The organism is Bacteroides sp. AF39-11AC, from assembly GCF_003474285.1.
In the GTDB taxonomy this organism is placed as follows: domain Bacteria; phylum Bacteroidota; class Bacteroidia; order Bacteroidales; family Bacteroidaceae; genus Bacteroides.
In genome coordinates, this window is sequence record NZ_QROH01000009.1 from 19069 (window position 1) to 40573 (window position 21505).

Below are 21505 nucleotides of genomic sequence, written 5' to 3' on the forward strand. Positions count from 1 at the left end.
TCCTTTATAAGGAAGGCTTTTCGTTTAAAGCGGTGCAAAGGTACAAATCATTTTTAAATCTACAAACTTCCTGCCATTTTTTTCACGAATTAATCGTACTTTTGCGACATGATATATCCACAGAACTTTGAACCTAAAATAGGTTTCGACCAAATACGCCAGTTGTTGAGCGAAAAATGCCTCAGCACATTAGGCGCCGAACGCGTAGCCGATATGACGTTCTCCGACCATTTTGAAGAAGTGGAGGAACGCCTGAACCTCGTTACAGAATTCGTACGCATCATACAGGAGGAAGATAACTTCCCCGCACAATATTTTTTCGACGTCCGTCCGTCACTGAAGCGAATACGCATAGAGGGAATGTACCTGGATGAACAGGAACTTTTCGACCTGCGCCGTTCGTTGGAAACGATACGGGACATCGTGCGTTTTTTAGAAAAGGATGACATAGAAGGAGAAGACTCCCCCTACCCTTGCCTCCGGAATCTCGCCAAGGATATATTGGCATTTCCGCAACTGATTCAGAAAATAAATAATATACTTTCACCTTATGGAAAGATAAAAGATAATGCTTCTTCCGAACTGGCACGTATTCGTCGTGAATTGGCAAGCACCATGAACAGCATATCCCGTTCTCTGAACAGCATCTTACGCAATGCCCAGTCGGAAGGTGTAGTAGATAAAGACGTTACCCCGACCATGCGCGACGGCCGTTTGGTAATTCCGGTTGCTCCGGGATTAAAACGAAAGATTAAAGGTATCGTACATGACGAATCAGCAAGCGGAAAAACCGTATTTATAGAACCTGCCGAAGTAGTAGAGGCCAATAACCGTATCCGCGAACTGGAAGGAGATGAGCGTAGGGAAATTATCCGTATACTAGTAGAATTCTCTAACCTGTTGCGCCCTTCCATTCCCGATGTATTGCAGTCATATGAATTCCTTGCAGAGATAGACTTTATCCGTGCCAAGAGCTTGTTTTCCCTACAAATATCAGGTATAAAACCTGCATTGGAAAATACGCAGTTACTGGATTGGACTATGGCTGTACACCCACTACTGCAACTTTCCCTTGCCAAACACGGTAAGAAAGTAGTTCCGCTTGATATTGAATTGACTGAAAAGCAGCGTATCCTTATTATATCCGGTCCCAATGCGGGTGGTAAGTCTGTTTGCCTCAAGACAGTGGGATTGTTGCAATATATGTTGCAATGCGGTATGCTCGTTCCTATGCACGAACGTAGCCATGCCGGTATCTTCAGCAGTATATTCATCGATATAGGCGACGAACAGTCCATTGAAGATGATCTGAGTACTTACTCTTCACATCTCACCAACATGAAGATAATGATGAAGAATTGCAATGAACGCAGTCTCATCCTTATAGATGAATTTGGTGGCGGAACCGAACCACAAATCGGTGGCGCCATCGCCGAAGCCGTACTGAAACGTTTCAACCAAAAGCTGACATTCGGTGTTATTACTACTCACTACCAGAATCTGAAGCACTTTGCCGAAGACCATGAAGGCGTAGTGAATGGAGCCATGTTGTACGACCGCCACCTGATGCAGGCACTTTTCCAACTTCAGATAGGTAATCCCGGAAGTTCATTTGCCGTAGAGATAGCCCGGAAGATCGGTCTTCCGGAAGATGTGATTGCAGATGCATCCGAAATTGTGGGTAGCGAATATATTAATGCCGATAAGTATCTGCAAGATATTGTACGCGATAAACGATACTGGGAAGGCAAACGTCAGACTATCCGCCAGCGTGAAAAGCATATGGAAGATACCATCTCCCGCTATCAGGCAGAAATGGAAGACCTGCAGAAATCCCGCAAAGAGATTATCCGTAAAGCTAAAGAGGAAGCAGAACAGCTGGTACAGGAAGCCAATGCACGGATTGAAAACACCATCCGCACCATTAAGGAAGCACAGGCTGAAAAAGAGAAAACCCGCCAGGCACGTCAGGAACTGACCGAGTTCCGTGAATCGATGGAAGCTCTTGCCTCTAAAGAACAAGAGGAGAAGATAGCCCTCAAAATGCAAAAATTGCAAGAAAAACAGAACCGAAAAAAAGAAAAGAAAAATAAAGATACAAACAACATTCCTTCAGCCCAGGAACAGGCTGCCCAAAAAGCCAAACAGGAAGCTGAGCGCCTGGCAAGCATTACCCCGGGAGCTATGGTAAAGATAAAGGGCCAGAGCTCGGTGGGCGAAGTATTGGAGGTAAATGGCAAAAATGCCATTATTGCTTTTGGCAGTATCAAAACCACTGTTAAGCTGGAACGTTTGGAACGCACAAATTCCGCCCCACAAAAGGTGGACACCTCTACTAAGAGTACCTTTGTCAGCAATCAAACCCAGGACAGCATGTACGAAAAGAAATTGCACTTCAAGCAAGACATCGATGTACGCGGAATGCGTGGTGACGAAGCTCTACAGGCAGTAACCTACTTTATAGATGATGCTATCCTTGTAGGTATGTCACGCGTACGTATCCTTCACGGAACAGGTACAGGTATCTTGCGTACCCTTATCCGGCAATACCTGCAAACAGTTCCCGGCATCAAGCATTTTGCCGACGAACATGTGCAGTTTGGTGGTGCAGGAATCACAGTCGTTGACCTATAAATAAAATAATTATGAAATCAATCAAAGAACTCTACCGCATCGGTACAGGGCCATCAAGCAGCCATACAATGGGGCCCCGCAAAGCTGCTGAGATCTTTCTGGAAAAACATCCGGAAGCTTCCTCATTTAAAGTGACTTTATACGGTAGCCTTGCTGCCACAGGAAAGGGACACATGACTAACATAGCCATTACCGACACCCTGCAGCCAGCCGCTCCGGTAGAAATTATTTGGGAACCCAAAATATTTCTACCTTTCCATCCCAATGGCATGAAATTCGTTTCATTGGATGCTTCGGGAAAAGAGACTGATGCATGGACAGTATTCAGTGTAGGCGGTGGTGCACTGGCTGAAGAAAATGATGGTGCATCTTCTGTCAATACCCCGGATATCTATGGTATGAATCACATGATAGAGATCCTACAATGGTGCGAAAAGACCGGAAGAAGTTACTGGGAGTACGTCAAGGAGTGTGAGGAAGAAGATATATGGGATTACCTGCAAGAAGTCTGGAAAACCATGCAAGCAGCCGTTCGCCGCGGATTGGAGCAAGAAGGTGTACTGCCCGGTCCATTGAACTTACGCCGCAAAGCCTCTACTTATTACATACGTGCCAGCGGATACAAGCAGTCTTTGCAATCTCGCGGGTTGGTATTTTCCTATGCCCTTGCCGTAAGTGAAGAAAACGCCTCAGGGGGAACAATAGTTACCGCACCCACCTGCGGTTCTTGCGGTGTGATGCCGGCAGTATTATATCATCTTGCTAAAAGCCGTGATTTCAGTGACACCCGAATTCTTCGTGCGCTTGCCACAGCCGGTCTTGTAGGAAATATCGTAAAAACCAATGCATCCATTTCTGGAGCAGAAGTAGGATGTCAGGGAGAAGTAGGTGTAGCCTGTGCCATGGCCTCAGCTGCCGCCAACCAATTATTCGGTGGTAGCCCTGCACAAATAGAGTATGCAGCCGAAATGGGGCTGGAACATCACCTCGGCATGACTTGCGACCCAGTATGCGGATTAGTTCAAATACCTTGTATTGAACGCAATGCATATGCTGCCGCCCGCGCACTGGATGCCAACCTTTATTCTTCATTTACTGATGGCATGCATCGTGTATCCTTCGACAAAGTTGTAGAAGTAATGAAAGAAACCGGAAACGATTTGCCATCACTCTACAAAGAAACCAGCGAAGGCGGATTGGCCAAGGACTATCGCCCAATGGGAGAATAGTGATTAGGGGTTAGTGATAAGTGATTAGTATTCTTGCAGTACATGGCGCAGCCCACTAATCACTTATCACTAACCCCTAATCACTAATTTACCGGTGGATAAATCGTATCATCCTTTCCCGTCACATTTACCGTATTCATCAGTCCTCCATCTTCCGAGTAGAATAACTGATACTTCTGATTTCCCTGTTTTACTTCAATCACATATTGCATGGGCTGCAATGGATACAGCAGGAAATAATAATCATCTTGTACCCAGTTTGCATATTCTCCACTACCAAATGCAGTCTGTACAGCTTCAGGAACATCATTCCAGAATATTTCCGATTCCGTCATCAGCCAATTGGCATTGGGATCAAACCATATATTTGATTCTTTTCCATCCAACCAGCAATCGGCCACAAAATAGGTTCCTTTTTGTTCCCATTCTATTCCTGTCGCACTCGGATACTTCTGTTTCAGGGCTTGTATCACAGACTCAGGAACATTAATGCTTTTATCATCATCATCGTCGTCACTGCATGCACTGAACGTAACAGCAGCCATACACATCATCATCGCTAACATTAAAAATCTTGTCTTCATCTTTTTCCCCTCCATTAATCATCCATACTGACGAATTGTCCTTTTTTATTAAATTTCAATGAGAAATCATTAGCAAGCTCTACTTCTATACCTGTACCTTTACGTTCTATCTTGGTGATAATTTCATTCGGGAAATTCTTTTTCACGTAATCCTTAATGGAAACAGGGATAAGGGCGGCAGGTACAGCACCCTTCTTGCAATCTACTTCCGTCCAGTTACCTTTCTTGTCGAAATCAATCTCTGTACGGTCAGTCAAAGTCACTTCATACTTCTTAGATAAGAATTCACTGTCTATCTTGATGTATGAGATCTGCGGTTTACTGAAATACTGATTGATAAAGTTACGCGCATTCAAAGGGAGCTCCTTTGCGTCTTTGGTAATCACATCACCTGCAAAAGCGAACTGAACGGCCACAATAGCCAATACGAGAATAGATAAAATCTTCTTCATAATCGTTATTCTTTTAAGTGTTACTAATTTATTTCTTGTTTTTATTCACACTGCAAATAACGACAGCGAATCGGGAAAGATTTGGGAATATCCGCCTTTAGCTTTTCTTTTCAGATTCTTTAACAAGCAAAAACAGATGCATTCCTTCCTGCCACTTATAAGTCAGATTGAGAGAAGCAGAAATAGCAATAGAACGGGCAATGGCAAGTCCTAGACCGGTAGAATCTTTCTTTCCGTCGATACTGCGATAGAAACGCCGGAATAGCTTTTCTCCATCCAATGGATGTTCGCCACTATTTTTAATAATCAATGAAGAAGGCGTCGTTTCAATATGCAACTCTCCCCCCGCATGATTGTGTACTAAGGAGTTTTTCACCAAATTGGAAACCAGAATCTGTGCCAGAGACAAGTTACACCGGATCACGAAAGGTTCTTCTCCCTTTATACGTACCAGATGTATCTTTTTTCCTTCATATATATCCATCAAATCGGGCAATAGTTCATCCAAAACTTCATCTACAGAAACATCCTCCGTTTCGGTATATTGCCCATTCTCAATACGGGACAACAACAATAAAGACTTATTCAGTCTGACCGCCCTACCCAATGTAGTGTATATTTCATCCAGTTCTTTCAACTGTTGCTCGGTCATCGACTCATTCTCAGCAAGCAGTTCTACTTTGCCGCGCACAATAGCAAGTGGTGTCTGCAACTCATGCGAAGCATTTTCTATAAACTGCTTCTGCTCTTCATAAGCTTTATAGCTACGATTTCCCATATCCACAGCTGCCTCTCCCAACTGCTGGAATTCCCGTATCTTCGTAGGATTATCCAGCACTGGAAGCTCTTTCCCCGGTTGAATTTGTTGCAACCAGTCCAGCAAGCGCTGCAACGGGCGGAACACACTTTGCAATATCAGGCGCGTACCGATAGACGTACAAATCAGGAAAAGTAAAAACAGTGCTCCCAGATACCAAAGAATGGCTTCCACCATATCATCACGTTCCAGAATGGAAATCATCAGTTCCAATTCATAATACTGTCCGTCCGGCATACGGAAAGCTGTTTTCAGCACCCGCACCGGTTCATCCTCATCTTCGCTTTCGATATAGACAGTAGAGTCATAGAACTCTTCATCATAGTCTTCTGCCTCTTCTTCGGATATAGGCCGGAATTTATAAAAAGACATCAGCGTCCCCTCTGTTTCAAGAACAGACGGGTCCATCAAGGCATTATTAATCAATATCTCACTATAGTTTTCAAGCGTGTCATCCGTTTCATCCATCACTTCATCAATAATGGCATAATAAAACAACACACCCCATGCAGCCATCAGCAGAAGTAGCAGTAACGAGAGCTTTCGGTAGGTATAATGGAGAAGTTTCATGACTCGGAAAGTTTATAGCCAAAACCATATACCGCTTTCAGTTCCACGGTAGCATCAGCCTGTTTCAATTTCCGGCGGAGATTTTTCACCTGAGAATAAATAAAGTCCAAAGAATCTGCCTGGTCAATATTATCGCCCCATACAGACTCTGCAAGGCTCATTTTATTAATTACACGATTAGGGTTGACTATAAAGTAATAAAGTAAATCGAATTCTTTCCGGTTAAGTTGCAAAGGCACTCCCCCGACCTCCACTTGCCGTTTATCAGGATAAAGCAACAGATTCCCCACCGTAATGGAAACATCCCCTTTTGCCTGCCTCCGACGAATAACAGATTTTACCCGCGCATTCAGTTCCGCCAGATGGAAAGGTTTGGTCAGATAATCATCAGCTCCCAATTCCAATCCTTCTACTTTGTCATCCAAGGAATCTTTTGCTGAAATGATTAATACACTGTCACTACGATGAAGTCGTTTAAGTTCGCGCAACAAATCCAGACCACTTCCACCGGGCAACATGATGTCCAGCAAAATGCAGTCATAATCGTAGTCATTCACTTTGTCCAGTGCCGAGAAATAATCGGCAGCAGTTTCCACTACGAAATGTTCTTTCAACAGGGAAATGCGGATTGTTTCCCGCAAATCCGGTTCGTCTTCTACAATCAGGATTTTCATACCGGCAAAGGAAACTCATAAATTAGGAAACATTCTGGAATATCTCTTATCAAATACTGTCTGTTTCGTACACCTCTTCCAACAATTCTTCTTTTGCTATAGAAATCTTGCCATCGGCAGATACAGTTATTGATAATGGAATATAAAGATCGGACTGCGGATAGCAGATGCTTGCTGCATAAACCATGCCTTTCGATGTGTTTTTATCGTACACCAATCCTTCAAGAATAGAGTGTTTCAAGAATTTAGCACCCACCAATGAAGCAAAACTCTCTTTTGTGAATTCTTTATTCACAATAGACTTACCACCGGAAGTTATACGTAATGTAATACGGTTATCTACAAATTTTTCTCCCTGTTCATTCGTTACAACAGGCAAACTGTCATCCGGGCGGCGAATCACATTCGAGTGATACTCCTTACCATTATAAGTAAAACTCATTTTACTATCAGACACCTGCATACGTTGCAAACCGCTGGCGTCCACACTGTCTTTCATCAATACCTGCACATCTTCCCCATCTCCTTTTTTCTGAGAAGAACAAGCTGACAACAGCCACACGGCTATGCATATCCAGAAGTAAAATACATTTTTCATTCTGCCATTTGTTTACAATTAACGGAACAAAGGAACGAAAAGAGAGGCAAAAATACAAGGGAAAGCCGGAATAAATAAAAAAACGAACGGATAATGCTCCGCCCGTTTTGAACTAATACCTTCTTTATTTTTTTATATTACCTATTGAATCCTGTTGCTTATGAGACAAAAAGAAAAGCGAAAAGTTTAATGAAACCTTTCGCTTTAACATAAAACAATATTTCTGCTTGTTTTTTATAAGTCTCAGGCCTTCAAAGTTTAAGGCTCATCCAAATAGCGAACAATGATTGAAACCTGCTTAGGGAAAAACGTACGTGCCCTGGGCGTATAGCCTGTATAAAGCAATGCTGCATAAAGTTCTTTATTCATTTTTATCCAGCGAGTCAATGTCCGGATAGCACAACGTTCAGTTATATCAGGACAATACAAGTGGGCTAATTCCTTTTTCTTGTATGTCCGGATCTGAAACACAAATTCATCTTCTATCATCATAATGTTTAGGTTTATTGCTTGTAAAGATACAACATTCAAAAGGCGAAGTCAAGTATTCAGGCAAATAATTCAAGATTATTTATCCTAACGGATCATCTTCGATACCTCCGTCACCCCCCTGGTCGGGATCAGGTGTTGTACCTCCGGAAGTCGTGGTACTCCCTGAAGCCATACGCGTCAGGCTGGCGCTCTTCAGCATATTCTGAAAAATTGTACCCGGAGTAAAGATTATCTTTCTGCGAGAAATTGTACTTGCCGTTACATCCTCTAAGTTATCCTGACTTTTAGCCTTAATTCCGGGGCGGAAACACCCAAAATCTCCTAATTGTACAGAAAATCCCTTGTTAATATTCAACTTCAAGGTATCAATCAATGCATCTAATACAAATTTCACTGCACCCCTCGGAGCCAATCCCACTTTCGTCACCTCTTCACATAATTCATCGAACTCAATCATTCCAAGAGTACGCGACTCGGCAACAAACTTTTCAGCTTTCTTTTCATCAAAACCAAACACTCTTTTACTTACAACGTAGCGAATAGACATAATTTTTAAATTTAAATAGTTAATAAATTGTTCTTTGTTTGTGATCACGTTGCAAAGATACTATGCCGTAAAAGTGGAGTGGTGCTTTAACGGTGACTTGGGAGTAATTAAGAGGAAATAAAATCATTGCACATTAATATGAGCTTTATATTCCCCTGATTATTACTCTTAATATCAAGCCAGCGGGAAGTCATTTATCTTCTGGATGCATTTTCAAATAATCATAGGCTGCTCTTGCCAATTTATATCCCCAATACAATCCAAGTAAGAGGAAAAATAAATAAGACAATAAAATAGGAATCTTTTTACTGATAACAAAACGATATAAAACCATAATCATAAAATAATTCCAGAAAACTCGATCTACTATTATATTTGAATAATAATAAAATTTATATATCAGTTTCTTTATTTCCATTCTTTCTTTTATTTATTATTCTACAACTTATCAATACTAATAGTAATATAAAGTAAACTACACCATAGTGTTGATCTATCACTCCCAAATTGATAAAATCGTCAAAAAACATCATTTTGACAGAAAAAATAAATGTAGCATATACCGCTATACTATTTATATATTTCATAAGAATAAATAAAAACAAAGATAATTATTGAAATTAGTAAAGCCTATACACTAGTTTCTGGCTTTTTATAAAGAGCCTCTATTTTCATTTTACTTCTCCACCAGAAGAATAATGCCATAAAAAAAAATATAAATGAAACTTCTTTTTATATACATAACCTATATCCTTTATTGTTAGCACCTTCTCTGGATGTTTTCATCACTTATAAAACAAGTAAGTGAATCAACATCTTTTAACTATTATCACATCTAGTAAATGATACTAATTAAAAAACTTTCTTATATAAGTTGCACATATATCATATATAAGTAGTAATGGCAATAAAATCAAAGGAAAAAGTATTGCTAATAAAAAAGCGAACTCTGATCGTATAAAGAAAAAAAGTAACCAAATAACAACACTTGATATAAGAAATCTAGTCCATTCTCTAGTTGTCGCTGCTTTGCGAAAATTGAAATGGACAATCTTCAATTTCATATAAGCACATGACACATCAGTAATAAAATAAAGATTGCCATATACTAGAATTACATAATCAAGTGCTGCATTGAAATTTCCCATATACCAAACCATTACAAACACAAATGCAATACTAATCCAAATTTTTTTACTTATTTTCATCATCTTCGATTATCCCATTAACTGTTCTACTACTAATATTACTGATAGCAATACTAACTGAATTTGCTGTTTTATCTCCATACTTCATTGCTTTTTCATTTGCTACTCGTAGCTTTTCAGCCCTTGATGCTCTTGGATTATCTCCAGCAACTCTCTTTGCATGATCAGCCTGTTGATATAGCAATTTAGCTTCTGGTGAATTTTGCTTTAAAGATTTTACAAAATCACCAACCATTTCAGCTCCATATCCAGCGCCAACATCAACAGCAACTTCTTTTCCACTAACTTCACCTTCCTTAATATATTGAGATGTTACACTGAGTGTTGCATCTACAACTACTTTTCCAGCCATTTCTAATGCAGCCGCTACTTTTGAACTTGTTTGAGCCATTCTAACAGCTTTTATACCTTTATTTACCACATTACCCAATCCAATCCCAGCCATACTTGTTCCTGCTGATACCATAATAGACTTCGTATCCACATTTGTTAATGATTCAGACCATGATTTCCCTCCAATCTTATTTACAGCTACCTGTATAATATAGTCAGTAGCACCACCAATAAGCCCCGCAAGCAAAGGTATTTTCCCATCCTTATCAACATGCTTTATTGGATTATCAAGGCAATAGGTGTATGTACTCCACGAATACATTTCTTCTGCCATCGGATCCATCACCATAAATCTTCCCAAAGCACTATCATACATTCGAGCTTCATAATCATACCAGTCCAGTCCATACATCCTATCCAATTCTTTTCCATTGTACTTATAAGGCTGACTACTCGTAGTTATACCCTCAGCAAACAATCCACCAAAAGGATAGTAATGATTAACTTGTTCCGCAATCCATTGACTCCCATTCCAGTAAGTCACCACACGATTATTGCCCTGATGATCTTTCAGATAATAATGGTAAGTCGGTATCGTACCATTAAGAGTGATATAACCATCATCAGTAAGTATCTTGCTTAAATTGTCATTCTCATAAACCATATTACCGCAATAATCAGTCCTATCAGTTCGTGAGACTTCATTTGTTGCCAAATCTTTTAAATTACCCATAGTAACTACGACATTGGCAATGGCAGTCTTGTGTACCACTTTCAATTTCGCGCCATCTGCACTATATAAATAGTCCGTACGATGTCCGTTCGTAAATTGCAATGTATTCGGCAAATTTAAATTATTATATTGAATCAGAGCTATTTTCTTGTTATAATCCAACTTCAAATTACCATTTTTATGATATTGATATTCCTGGGTGGAGGTCTTATTCCCATCAACAAAGTTAAAGGCTCCTGCATATAAAGGATCAGTGCCGGTATCACTTACATTATGGAGTTGGTTGCCGGAATAAGTATAAGTTAAATTATCCATAATTCCATAAGCAGTGGTACTGATTTTACCATAGCGCACTAAACTCTTTATATTTCCCTGTTTATCATATGAATAAGAAGTGTTATAGTGCGAGCTAGCAGAACCATCGACTAAATATTTTGCATTGGCAAGACGTGAAAGATCATCATAACTAAAGGCATATCCACGAAGGTTATTGTCACCGAACGCCTTCCAGCTCATTGCAGAGATATTACCATTATATTGAGCTGTACTGCCGCCATAAGATTCATTATAATACAAATTTTGGGTGAATAGGGTGCCGACAGAAACAGATTTAAGCCATGAACGTACGTTATGGGTGTAAGTACTTACCAGATTACTATTCAAGGAAGTATTTCCATACTTCTTATTGGATTCCAAATGACCTACTTTATTGTAAGTATTTTCCGACAAGATGACTTCTCCATTGCCATTCAGTTTATGTGTTGTTTTAATCAAACGCTTCATATGATCATACTCATAGGTATACAACTCCTTATGAGAGTCTGCACCTTTACTATGTACATGTTGTTTTTTTACGGGATCTCCAAACAAGTTATAAGCAATATATTCTTTCTCAAAGCCATTCAAATGATTAGTAGACTGGCTTTGAATGACGTGCCCTTTATTGTCATAGTAGAATGCAGAATATAAATAACCATCTACTCCGGACGTACTAAGTTCAGCTGTTATTTTTCCAGTAAGAAAACCATTGGCACTCTCCGTATATCTACTTCCAAATCCGGAAGGCTGGTTGACATACTGTATTGTAGTCGGAACTGAATTCTTGCCTATAAAATCATAGTTATCATAATAACTTGCAGAATATATTACAGGACTCGTTAAAGAAATACCCTTTATAGTATATCCTTTACTCGTATTATCTATATTTTCCCAAACAGCCTTCACCACTATTGTTCCTAAAGGATCAAGATTATGATTAAGGCTATTCTTGCAAGTTCCCGTTAAAACAGTACGTCCCAAAACATCCGGGATAGAAAAGGTCCATTCATTACGATCCCTCTGTTCTCCATCTTGTGAAAATATCAAGTTATTAGCCCTATCATACACATAATATATGGACTGTACGCCAGGTAGTTTTTTCTCAATGCAACGGTTACGACTGTCATATTTATATTGAAATGAATTTAAATCCAGGTTCGCCCCAGGTTCCTGATACATCGGTTGAAGTACGAAACTTAAATTATTACGATTATCATATACATAATAAGTGTCATAAGTTTCATTTCCGTCCATTTGCCGGGTAAGTAATATACGCCCCTGTTGGTCCGTAAATTGATAGCTCACATTATTATCCTCATCTGTCGTCTTAGTGACATACAGCTGACCAGCAGAATAATCACTGTTCTTAGTTAATCCGCCGGTACTGCTAACCTGATAATTGATACAGTTCAAAGGAGAGGAAGTCGTATTGGTAAGATAAGCTGTTGCTACAGGACGGGAACTCCAAGCTGCCCCAGGACCATACTGTTCTGTAATTCGGCTCAGAGGAGAAGCTTCATAATTTGTCTGATTATAACGCCGTGAGTCATTGTCATATTCAGCAATGGAACCACTCTTGAATGTAGCAGGATCTATATATTCACCAGAGGCAGGTATAGGAAGCCAGTTTTTAACTTCCCTCCCGGCACCATCATACTCTTTCAGAGTGACTAGATTACTTACAGACGGATCGCCAGGCTTAACACCTTTCAGTACAGTTTGAAACGGACGGCCTAAACCATCAAAATAAGAAATTTCATCTATATATGAAGTACTTCCATTATTATACGTACGGGTACGGATATAGTTTTGTGAGGAAACCTGTGCTATAGAGATTTCCTGAAAACACATCAAAATGAATAATATATAATAAGCGTGTTTCATAACTTTTCGGTTTATTCTGTTGGGAAAGATGCTTTTAGCCTCTTATGATTTTTTCTGCATAAACTTTTTTCCCTACCGTTATCCGCAAGATATATTCACCTTTTGGATAACCGTTCATGGAAATTGTTTCCCTATAATTACCAGTGGACTGGTTTGAGCGTTGGATAGTGGTCAGCTGACGTCCTTGCAAGTCGAAAAGCGTCAAGAATACTTCACCCGGCTGTTTCAATTCATAGGTGATATATAGATTGTCATCACTTCCTATTCCATAACTGTAATCAATAACTTGGTCACTTCGTATGTCACCTGTATTTTTATCGGTATCTTTCCATTCCCGGTCATGTTGTTCATCAGCAATTAAATCACGCCGTTCCTGATTATCGGTATCATAGGGTAAGTCATAATACTGCTCGTCAGGTAAATATACAAAGGAGGTGGTAAAATGCTCATAAGCTTTTCCGAATTTGTAAGCCGTGCTCTTTACTGTTTCAAAAACCGGATAACGATAGCCATCGGCATACCAACGCCAAGTCTCAGTTTCCAAATGGATAGAATCACCGGCCAACAAATATTCAATACTATCGCGATCTAAAATAAAAGGAGTATGTCCCAGTGAGTCAGGTATTTCTTCTTTACGAGTCATTTTCTGATGAATCTGCCGATGAGTACAAATACGTAAAACCTTACGCAAAGTGTCACCCTCCGGAAGTATCAGCATTCCTGAAGCATCTGCCGTTACTCTACTTTTACCTCGCAGGCGAATATTCAATTGATCACAGTAGTTTCCCGAAGCATCAAAATAATCGGTTACACTACTGCCTTGAAAGACAGGGAAAGCAAACAGCAGTTCCGGCTTTTGATAGGTGATAAAAGTCGTAGGGTTCTCATAACCGATACAAAAAAGAGAATCACCAGAGGCATGATAATAATACATCGTGCGGTGTTCGGTACCAATGATGGTATCAGTTCCCTGCTCAGTATAAGTCAATTCATAATTGGCCTCCTGCAAATTTACTTTGCTAAAATCCCAGATCTGTTGATGTCCTTTTTTACCAGGCTCACAGGGGGTAACCTGATGTTTTATCAACCGGTCACCTTTGCGGGGAAGATTTGAGCTCATATTCAACATCTGTGCTTGAATAAAGAGCGGCAATGACAAGCCCACAATAATAAGATAGAATACCTTTCTCATAATATAGCATTTCAAGATTAGCACATAATTAAAAATAAATCATATAGAAAACAGTTTCTTGTGATATAGCGCATGTTATCGCCTAAAATGATATATAAACTCCTGCATAACCGCACCTTCATGATCCTTGATAGCCTTCAAACGGGATTCGGCATCATATTCATAGGTTGTCTTCAATCCATTAACATCTGTAACTGAAGTGATGCCAACCAGAGGTTTATACGTATAACTCTTTACGTAAGCTTTAGGATAGTCCTTACGCAGTTTGTCTATTTTAGAGTAATCTGGAACCACCGCGGATGAAAATGAATTCATATTCAATGCCGCATCTACAGTAGCATAAGGAAGGTTCCTGATCTCTGCAACAAGATACTGTTTATTATATCCCCACACATATATGACATCTTCTGAATTGATGTCAGTAATCCAAAGTGGGTTTCCATAATCGTCATACTTATGATAAATTACATAAGGTGTATCCTTTCCCGATGAAAAAGTATATATTTGGCTTGGAGCCCATGCTTTTTCTCCCCACTTTTGATAGGTATATGTATTGGAGTCAATAACATTGCTTGATGCCGCTCCATTTTGATAGTTAACTGTATAGTCTTTAAAAGGAGATAGCAGATTCAAGCTTTTCATTTCATTCTCACTCTCATAATAATAGGTCCATTCTTTGGTTACAGTTTCATTCCCGAAACTCTCGACATTCTTCTTTAACAGCCCCTTATCATTATAATAATAGTTTGTTTGCTTTTTGATGTTTCCTCCCGGAAAATAATTTGTTTCTACAGAAGATATCAATTGTTCTTTTCCTATTGAAATATAGTAATCTGCGAATCTAAATACTTCATATCCGGCATAAGCTCCCTCTTTCTCCAACCCATAAGAGGAATCATTATAAAATTCCGCAGACGTAAAAATCTTAAGACCATATAACCTATCTATTTGAGTTTTATCATATTTATTTTCTATTTCTGTCTGGAGCTCATAATCACTTCCATTTTTTTTATAAATATGTTTAATCCACAAATTAGCTTTTCTCCAGAAACTGTTAAATTGACTCACAAATATTTTTCCATCTTTTACCGGACTTACTACTCCTCTGGAAGGATATTCGGCAGTAGCATCAGCCTCATAAGGATTATCATAAAAATATACAGTCTTACCAAATTCTCCTTTGCTTACATTATGGGTATATTCAGTAATTGCTGTATAATGAATGCCTGCATTAGCAAGGTAGGATACATCATCATTAAATTCAAAATTAAAAGAACGTCTTCTGTAGTGTCCATAGTAAGTTTGCCCAGGAACGTAGTATTCGACAAAAACATCGTCAGACGGACGGCAGGCATCCTCTGGATAAACCATATAGGTTCCGCAACCATTATTACTATACTCATAGCTCTTAATAATCAGATTACCTTCCTCATCAGCTGATCTAATCTGCGATACCCGAAGTCCACCTCCCGATTTGATTCCTCGAAGATTGTATTGATTTAGCTCATAATAATATTGAGTCCAACCACCGGTAGGATAAATAATCTTGTTTAAGATACCGTCCTGTGTTGTTCCTAAATTCGGCAATCTATCGTTAGTACCTCCAAATATTTGAGTAAACTTATCATCCGCCAAAGTAATTGATGGAATTGTAATTCCGAAATACCCTCTACTATTTTTATATCCCCAATAATCTTTCCCAAACAATGTGGTTTCCTGTGAGGGGAAATATTCAAAATCATACTTCTCTACATTATTAATAGTTAACGTTTTTAGCGCATATATGCCGGTTTCCAGCCTAAGATACGCAAAATCTATTACTTTTATTTGATTGCCTTGAGTATCCTTTACCTTCATTTGAGTAATCTTTTTATCACTATTATCTTGTGTAAAAGTGATGGTTCCACCAGGAAAGCTTATAGTACTTATCCTGTTTACCCTATAAATGGAATATACGGTCGAGGGCTTAATAAGCCTATCATATCGGCTTTGAATCGTATTACGATCCATATCACCTCCCTCCTGTCTATCTTCTAATGTATTTTCCGTTATTGATAAATAGTCATATGTAGAAGGGCCTAGATTATACTCATAAGTGGAATAAGTAAAATTTATCGCTTGTTTTCCATCGCAGGATGTTACTTTTGTCAGGCTGGTTCCAGTACTGAAGTCCGTTAATTGCCCGATAGATCCTTTAAAAATGCTGGTAGTATACTCCGGATTATCAAACAGATAAGTTGTACCATTCTCATCTGTTATGGAGGTAGTATAAGCTCCTCCTGTGTTAATCCTAACAGGAGATGCCGCGTTTAGCATTACAGGTTGATTCTCTTTTAGTACAAAACTACCGGAATGACTGCCAACTGAATAAGAAAATATATCATATTCAGTATCGAGGTAATGGTCCGAGTAATTAGGTGAACTTCTGTCAAAATGAACTAAAGTTGCAAGAAAGTCATAGTCTGCAAAATTTCGTAAATTGTACTCATTCGCTTTTTTAAGTCCTGTGGGAAAATTATAAGTTTCATCTGGGCAGCCGTATACCGTACGTGAAACCATGCCACCTGTATTTAAACTCCAACCTAAACCAACCGCTCCGGTTACATCTGACACTTTCCTTCCGGTAGTAGAATAGGTCAAAGTAATGGGTAATGATATTGAGCCACATTGTATTGTATATAACGGAATTTCGATAGGTATTACCCCGTTAGAATTATTCATAGAATAATCAATGCTTCGAAACAGTGCACGTGTTTCCGGAGAAGGTAATATTACATTCGGAACAAAAGAAGCAACTTCATTAGAATACGCATTGATTTCTAAAAGAGAATCTCTCAAAGCTTTCAATTCGTCATTGGTTTGACCATGTACATTGCCAAATTGGGTAATCCCCAATATACAAAAAAATAGCGTGTTTAATATCTTACTCATAGCATTATTGATTTGTGTTACAAATTCACAGGTGATATAACCTCATAGTAGTCTATCGCAAATTGATAGTAGGGCCACAAGCATTAATAAACTTCGGGAAAGTATATACTTAGAGGAAATTGATTAATGTCGTGGCAATGTAGTAATAAAAAACAAGAAGACAAAATAAAAACAAAGAATATTTACTCAGGATGAAACAATATTTTTCTCACCCTGCAATATACACCACAGCTTTCCCCATCCCATGCTTTGCCAAAACACCTTCCTGTATGAAAGCATTCAATTCTACAATCGCCCGTTTGCGGCTGCGTCCGGTCAGTTGGGAATATTGCGTACGATTAATGCAAGGATATTTTTGCAAATACTCTTGCAAAAGCTTCAAACATTCTTCCTTAGATAAAGTACCGGAAACATCGGACGATGCTTCCTGAGCAGGCCTGCGTTCAAACGTAATTTTCTCATTCAATTCCCGAAAGAACTGTTTACTAAGGCGGAAATTCAATCCACGCAAGGATACGGATGCCGAACGAATTTCTTTCTTATCCATCACTCTACGACTGCTCAGCGAAGGAGTGAAATAGCCGAGATCACCAAATTCCACCGTCCAGCCATTAGCCAGGGCATCACGCAGTTCATCCGTAAAAGCTTGCATTGCTCCCTGAAGCAAACTATGGCTAATACCCGTGAAACGATGGACACGGTCAATAAATTCTTCCTGCCCCATAGTACCTTTGGGGATAAAACGGGCATACAAAGGTTGAGGTTTACCCGTATTCTGTACGTCGGGACTTTCAAAAAGGTCATAATAAGCGCTCATAATCTTCTTTCTTTAATTGATTAATTAAGTTACCAGTGAAGGCTAAGGCGCTTTTCCGTAAGGACTAAAGACTAAGACAACGGAAGTTTATTCGTCCCCTTATAAGGAACATTGCGTCCCCTTATGGAGGGACGCAATGTTCCTTATAAGGGGACGTAATGTTCTCCATGGTGGAACGCATTAGTATTCGCAGGCAAAGGTACTAAATTCTTCTATGATCTATACTGTTCCAAGAAGCTATATCTCTTACAAACTTATAAAAAGGCAAAATCTGAGATATAAACGATACGACAAGCATAGATTATGAATGCAAAAAACGAATAAATAACTATCTTTGCCGGCTCATAAAAAAACACATACATAATGACAAATATTAAACTAACAGCTTTATTAATCATTCTCAGTCTCTTAGCCAGTTGTTCTGAAGAGACAATCATCAACTATATTGATTCTCCAGTTCCCGAACGTACACAAGGAGTCATAAAAGTCAAGGCGGAAGATTATACTCCGGAAGTTTCCATGTTAATGTTACAGGATGGGGAATCAGAAGATATTCTGTTCGATGCCAACCAAAGAAGTTTCCGTGTCAATGCCCCACTACAAGTGTCTATCAACGAAAAACAGGAACTCTTCGTCCGCTTTTTCTGCCCCCGCCCGATTAAGGATATGAAAGTTTGGGCAAGCATTGTCGGTTACGATGAAGAATTTCTGCTGGCTGATTTTGAAACAGTGCCCGGCTTCATTGAGTTTCATAAAGCGCTTCCCATGATTTCCGGAGACAAGGAATACACCACTGCTTCCGGAAAAACAATCGTGATCAAAGCTAATCCCCATATCAGTGCGGCAGATTTGACTTTACGCATCGACTGTGAAGATCCGCTTTATAAGAAAATGACCGGTGTAATACCTCAGTATAAAGTTTCTTTCTCTGCCTATAGCCGTCAAGGAAGCTGGGCTTATCCGATACGCCCAGCCCATTGTCGGGAAGGCGTGGCTCTGATGTTAAACCTGGCATACGCATTCTCTTCACAGGAATTCGCAGACGAACTGGAGAAATACAGAGGAAAGCTACATAGCGATAATAATAAGACAGTCATCAATGTCGATCAATTGAAGCAGAAAGTACTAAACCACGGCGCATACCTTCTCGGACACGTCAGTGGTGTAAACGGTTTGGGTGGAGGCAGTACTTTAGGTCTGGCAGAATGGTGTTTCCTACAACATTATCCCGATGATGAATACAACATACACACCGTCTTCCACGAAATAGGGCATTGCCTCGGATACGGGCACGACGGTAACATGACCTATGAGCAGACAGGTCCCGGATGGATCACCCTGGGACGTGCTGTCTATCTGAAGTTAGGTCAGGAGAAACGTCTCCCTGTTTACTCACGGCGTTTTATGCATACCCGTAAAAATGCGACTACCCTATACGGCAGTTCTAAATATGTAGGTTCCACATTCGTCATAGAAGATCCGGAACTGGATGCAATAGACGGCGGCCTCGGTTTTCATCCGGTAGAAGACAACGAAAACATTGCAGACGGTACCCCATTATCGGTGTCATTAAAATGGTCGGACGTACCCGAAGCTACAGAAACAACCTTCAAGCCTAAGGATGTTACAGCCTATCAGGATCGCATTTACATAGTCAACAATGCTACCGGAAACTATAGTGTAGAAGTCTTCCAAGAAAAGAACGGGCAAGTAACCCATTGTGGACGTATCAGAAACTGGATACGCAACGGCACATCCGAAACATTTGCCGGTGAGCCCAATGGCATTACAGCCGCCCACGGCAAAATATATGTAACCAATACAAGTAGCCGGACAGATGTTTTTGATGCCACGACACTTGAATTTATAACATGTATCGGAAACGGCCAATGGGGTGAAGGCAGCTATCAAACCGTACATGCTTTCGAAGCTTTAGTAAAAGACGGTTGTGTATTCATCCGTGATAAAAGACGTGTTTGCGTCTTTATGGAAAAAGATGTCACAACGAATAATTGTATGCGCGTACCGAACTATTGCCGTTTCAACAATGTAGGTGAAGTAATGGGAACATACGGAATGACGATAGATAAAGACAATATACTTTATACCACTCACATTGGTAAAAAAGAAATCTATGCCTATGATCTTACTACCATGCGTGAGCAGAAAGTATTAAATCCGGTCCGCACCCTGAAGTTACCAACGCAAGCTTATGATGTGGTTTCCTGGGACGGTCGTATGTTTGTGACTTTAAATCAAAAGACAGAATGTCTTGTAGAGATCAATCCCCAGGATGGAAGCATCTTAAAAGACTATTCTACCATAAACGGAAAGTCTTTTAGCAATCCGGAGAAAATAGCCCTGGCCCGCCAGACTCTTTTTGTGATAAACCGTGGAACAGGTACAGTGACAAGCATTCCATTAAATGAATTGAAATAAGAAGAAAGAAATGAAGATAATATATATACTATTAGCAGGTTTATGCCTGCTCTCATGCGAAAAGACAAAAATAGAAGACGTAATCAGGGAAGTGGAACCGGAACAGCCTTCATCCATACATTATTACTACTCTTACAAAGCCGGAGAGGTGATTAATGCAGAAAAACTCGGATATGCTTCCGGTGAATTCATGCCCGGCTGTACATATATATACGGTGATACTCTCTTCATAGCCAATACTCAAAGCGGACATTTCAGTGTGGAATTATATAGCCTGTCCGCTCATCAGAAAATAGGTTCATTAAATACATGGGCCTACAATGGTGCAACGCAAACATTCAACAATTATGTAGAGGCCATTTCCGTAGCTAATGAGAGGCTTTATCTCGCCAATATAGGCTCGTGCATCGATGTGTTCGATATACATACACTGAAATTTATCACCCGAATTGGAAACCGTAACTGGGGGCATGGAAATACACAGTTGTTTCACACCCATGCAATGGCTATTGTAGACGATTACATAATAGTGCGCATGAAAGATGGTCTGCAAGTAACTTTGCAAAGTGATATGAGTGCGGAGAAATATCAGAATATAAATTACTACTCACGTGGAAGTCTGGATGGTTTCGATGTAAACAACGGATTTTATCCGCACCAGATGGCAGTAGATACAACCGGATTGGTATTTCTCACCGATTACGGACAATACGGCAACCGGAAAATACATGTGATCGATACTACTCTTATCCAAAAAGGAAACAATATCACAATGACTACCAGTCAGACGCTTCCTCTGGAATTTAATCCCAGAGGAATAGCCCTATACAAAAATCTGATGTACATCTCAGCATCCGACGGTAGTATCCGGTGCTACGACAGAGAGAAAAAGAAATTTTTCCTGACTTTCAAATCAGTGCCCGGCTATACATTCAAAGGCGGACAGAAGTTGTTGGTTCATAACAATCGGCTATGGGTCACAGATGTCTCAACGAGAGAAATCGTCGGAGTAGATATATTCCGTAATGTGATTGAGGAATATGATTAATTACA

At 39.8% G+C, this 21505-nt stretch carries 16 protein-coding genes; 4 read left to right on the forward strand and 12 right to left on the reverse strand.

Annotation, left to right across the window (positions count from 1 at the left end; translation table 11 throughout):
* Positions 1-108: 108 nt before the first annotated feature.
* Together DW036_RS19215 and DW036_RS19220 are read left to right on the forward strand one after the other, a co-directional pair.
* On the forward strand, positions 109-2634 hold the full coding sequence (locus DW036_RS19215) for an endonuclease MutS2 (RefSeq protein ID WP_118465821.1): 2526 nt from the start codon (positions 109-111) through the stop codon (positions 2632-2634).
* Positions 2635-2645: 11 nt separating this feature from the next.
* The gene (locus DW036_RS19220) at positions 2646-3863 is read left to right on the forward strand and encodes an L-serine ammonia-lyase (protein WP_118420936.1); all 1218 of its coding nucleotides are present in this window, start codon (positions 2646-2648) and stop codon (positions 3861-3863) included.
* 83 nt (positions 3864-3946) lie between these two features.
* On the opposite strand, the gene DW036_RS19225 is transcribed toward DW036_RS19220, so the two are convergent.
* From DW036_RS19225 to DW036_RS19285, 12 genes are all read right to left on the reverse strand, one after another.
* Positions 3947-4447: a PepSY-like domain-containing protein gene (locus DW036_RS19225; RefSeq protein ID WP_118465995.1), complete on the reverse strand. Its 501-nt coding sequence runs from the start codon at positions 4445-4447 to the stop codon at positions 3947-3949.
* Positions 4448-4461: 14 nt separating this feature from the next.
* A complete protein-coding gene (locus tag DW036_RS19230; protein ID WP_007665568.1) occupies positions 4462-4899 on the reverse strand; it encodes a PepSY-like domain-containing protein in 438 nt (145 codons plus the stop codon).
* Positions 4900-4996: 97 nt separating this feature from the next.
* Complete coding sequence (locus DW036_RS19235) at positions 4997-6286, reverse strand: HAMP domain-containing sensor histidine kinase (RefSeq protein ID WP_118465822.1); 1290 nt, start codon at positions 6284-6286, stop codon at positions 4997-4999.
* Positions 6283-6960: a response regulator transcription factor gene (locus tag DW036_RS19240; protein WP_007665570.1), complete on the reverse strand. Its 678-nt coding sequence runs from the start codon at positions 6958-6960 to the stop codon at positions 6283-6285. The genes DW036_RS19235 and DW036_RS19240 overlap by 4 nt, the downstream gene beginning before the upstream one ends.
* 49 nt (positions 6961-7009) lie before the next feature.
* Positions 7010-7558, reverse strand: coding sequence for a DUF4738 domain-containing protein (locus DW036_RS19245; protein ID WP_118465823.1), 549 nt, complete (start codon positions 7556-7558; stop codon positions 7010-7012).
* 258 nt (positions 7559-7816) lie between these two features.
* On the reverse strand, positions 7817-8047 hold the full coding sequence (locus DW036_RS19250) for a DUF4248 domain-containing protein (protein WP_187374648.1): 231 nt from the start codon (positions 8045-8047) through the stop codon (positions 7817-7819).
* Between the two features lie 82 nt (positions 8048-8129).
* The gene (locus DW036_RS19255) at positions 8130-8597 is read right to left on the reverse strand and encodes a DsbA family protein (RefSeq protein ID WP_118465824.1); all 468 of its coding nucleotides are present in this window, start codon (positions 8595-8597) and stop codon (positions 8130-8132) included.
* 190 nt (positions 8598-8787) lie between these two features.
* The gene (locus DW036_RS19260; protein WP_118465825.1) at positions 8788-9015 is read right to left on the reverse strand and encodes a hypothetical protein; all 228 of its coding nucleotides are present in this window, start codon (positions 9013-9015) and stop codon (positions 8788-8790) included.
* Between the two features lie 776 nt (positions 9016-9791).
* Positions 9792-13073 carry a DUF6443 domain-containing protein gene (locus tag DW036_RS19270; protein ID WP_118465827.1) on the reverse strand — a complete coding sequence of 1094 codons (3282 nt, stop codon included), beginning with the start codon at positions 13071-13073 and terminating at the stop codon, positions 9792-9794.
* A gap of 34 nt (positions 13074-13107) precedes the next feature.
* Positions 13108-14265: a T9SS type A sorting domain-containing protein gene (locus DW036_RS19275; RefSeq protein ID WP_118465828.1), complete on the reverse strand. Its 1158-nt coding sequence runs from the start codon at positions 14263-14265 to the stop codon at positions 13108-13110.
* A 75-nt stretch (positions 14266-14340) separates the two neighbouring features.
* Complete coding sequence (locus DW036_RS19280) at positions 14341-17196, reverse strand: RHS repeat domain-containing protein (protein ID WP_118465829.1); 2856 nt, start codon at positions 17194-17196, stop codon at positions 14341-14343.
* A gap of 208 nt (positions 17197-17404) precedes the next feature.
* Entirely contained in the window at positions 17405-18013 is a 609-nt protein-coding gene (locus DW036_RS19285) for a DsbA family protein (RefSeq protein WP_118465830.1), read from the reverse strand.
* A 363-nt stretch (positions 18014-18376) separates the two neighbouring features.
* Here DW036_RS19285 and DW036_RS19290 point away from each other — a divergent pair, with 363 nt between their 5' ends.
* On the forward strand, positions 18377-20452 hold the full coding sequence (locus DW036_RS19290; RefSeq protein ID WP_118465831.1) for a hypothetical protein: 2076 nt from the start codon (positions 18377-18379) through the stop codon (positions 20450-20452).
* 10 nt (positions 20453-20462) lie between these two features.
* Entirely contained in the window at positions 20463-21500 is a 1038-nt protein-coding gene (locus DW036_RS19295) for a YncE family protein (protein WP_118465832.1), read from the forward strand.
* Positions 21501-21505: the final 5 nt, after the last annotated feature.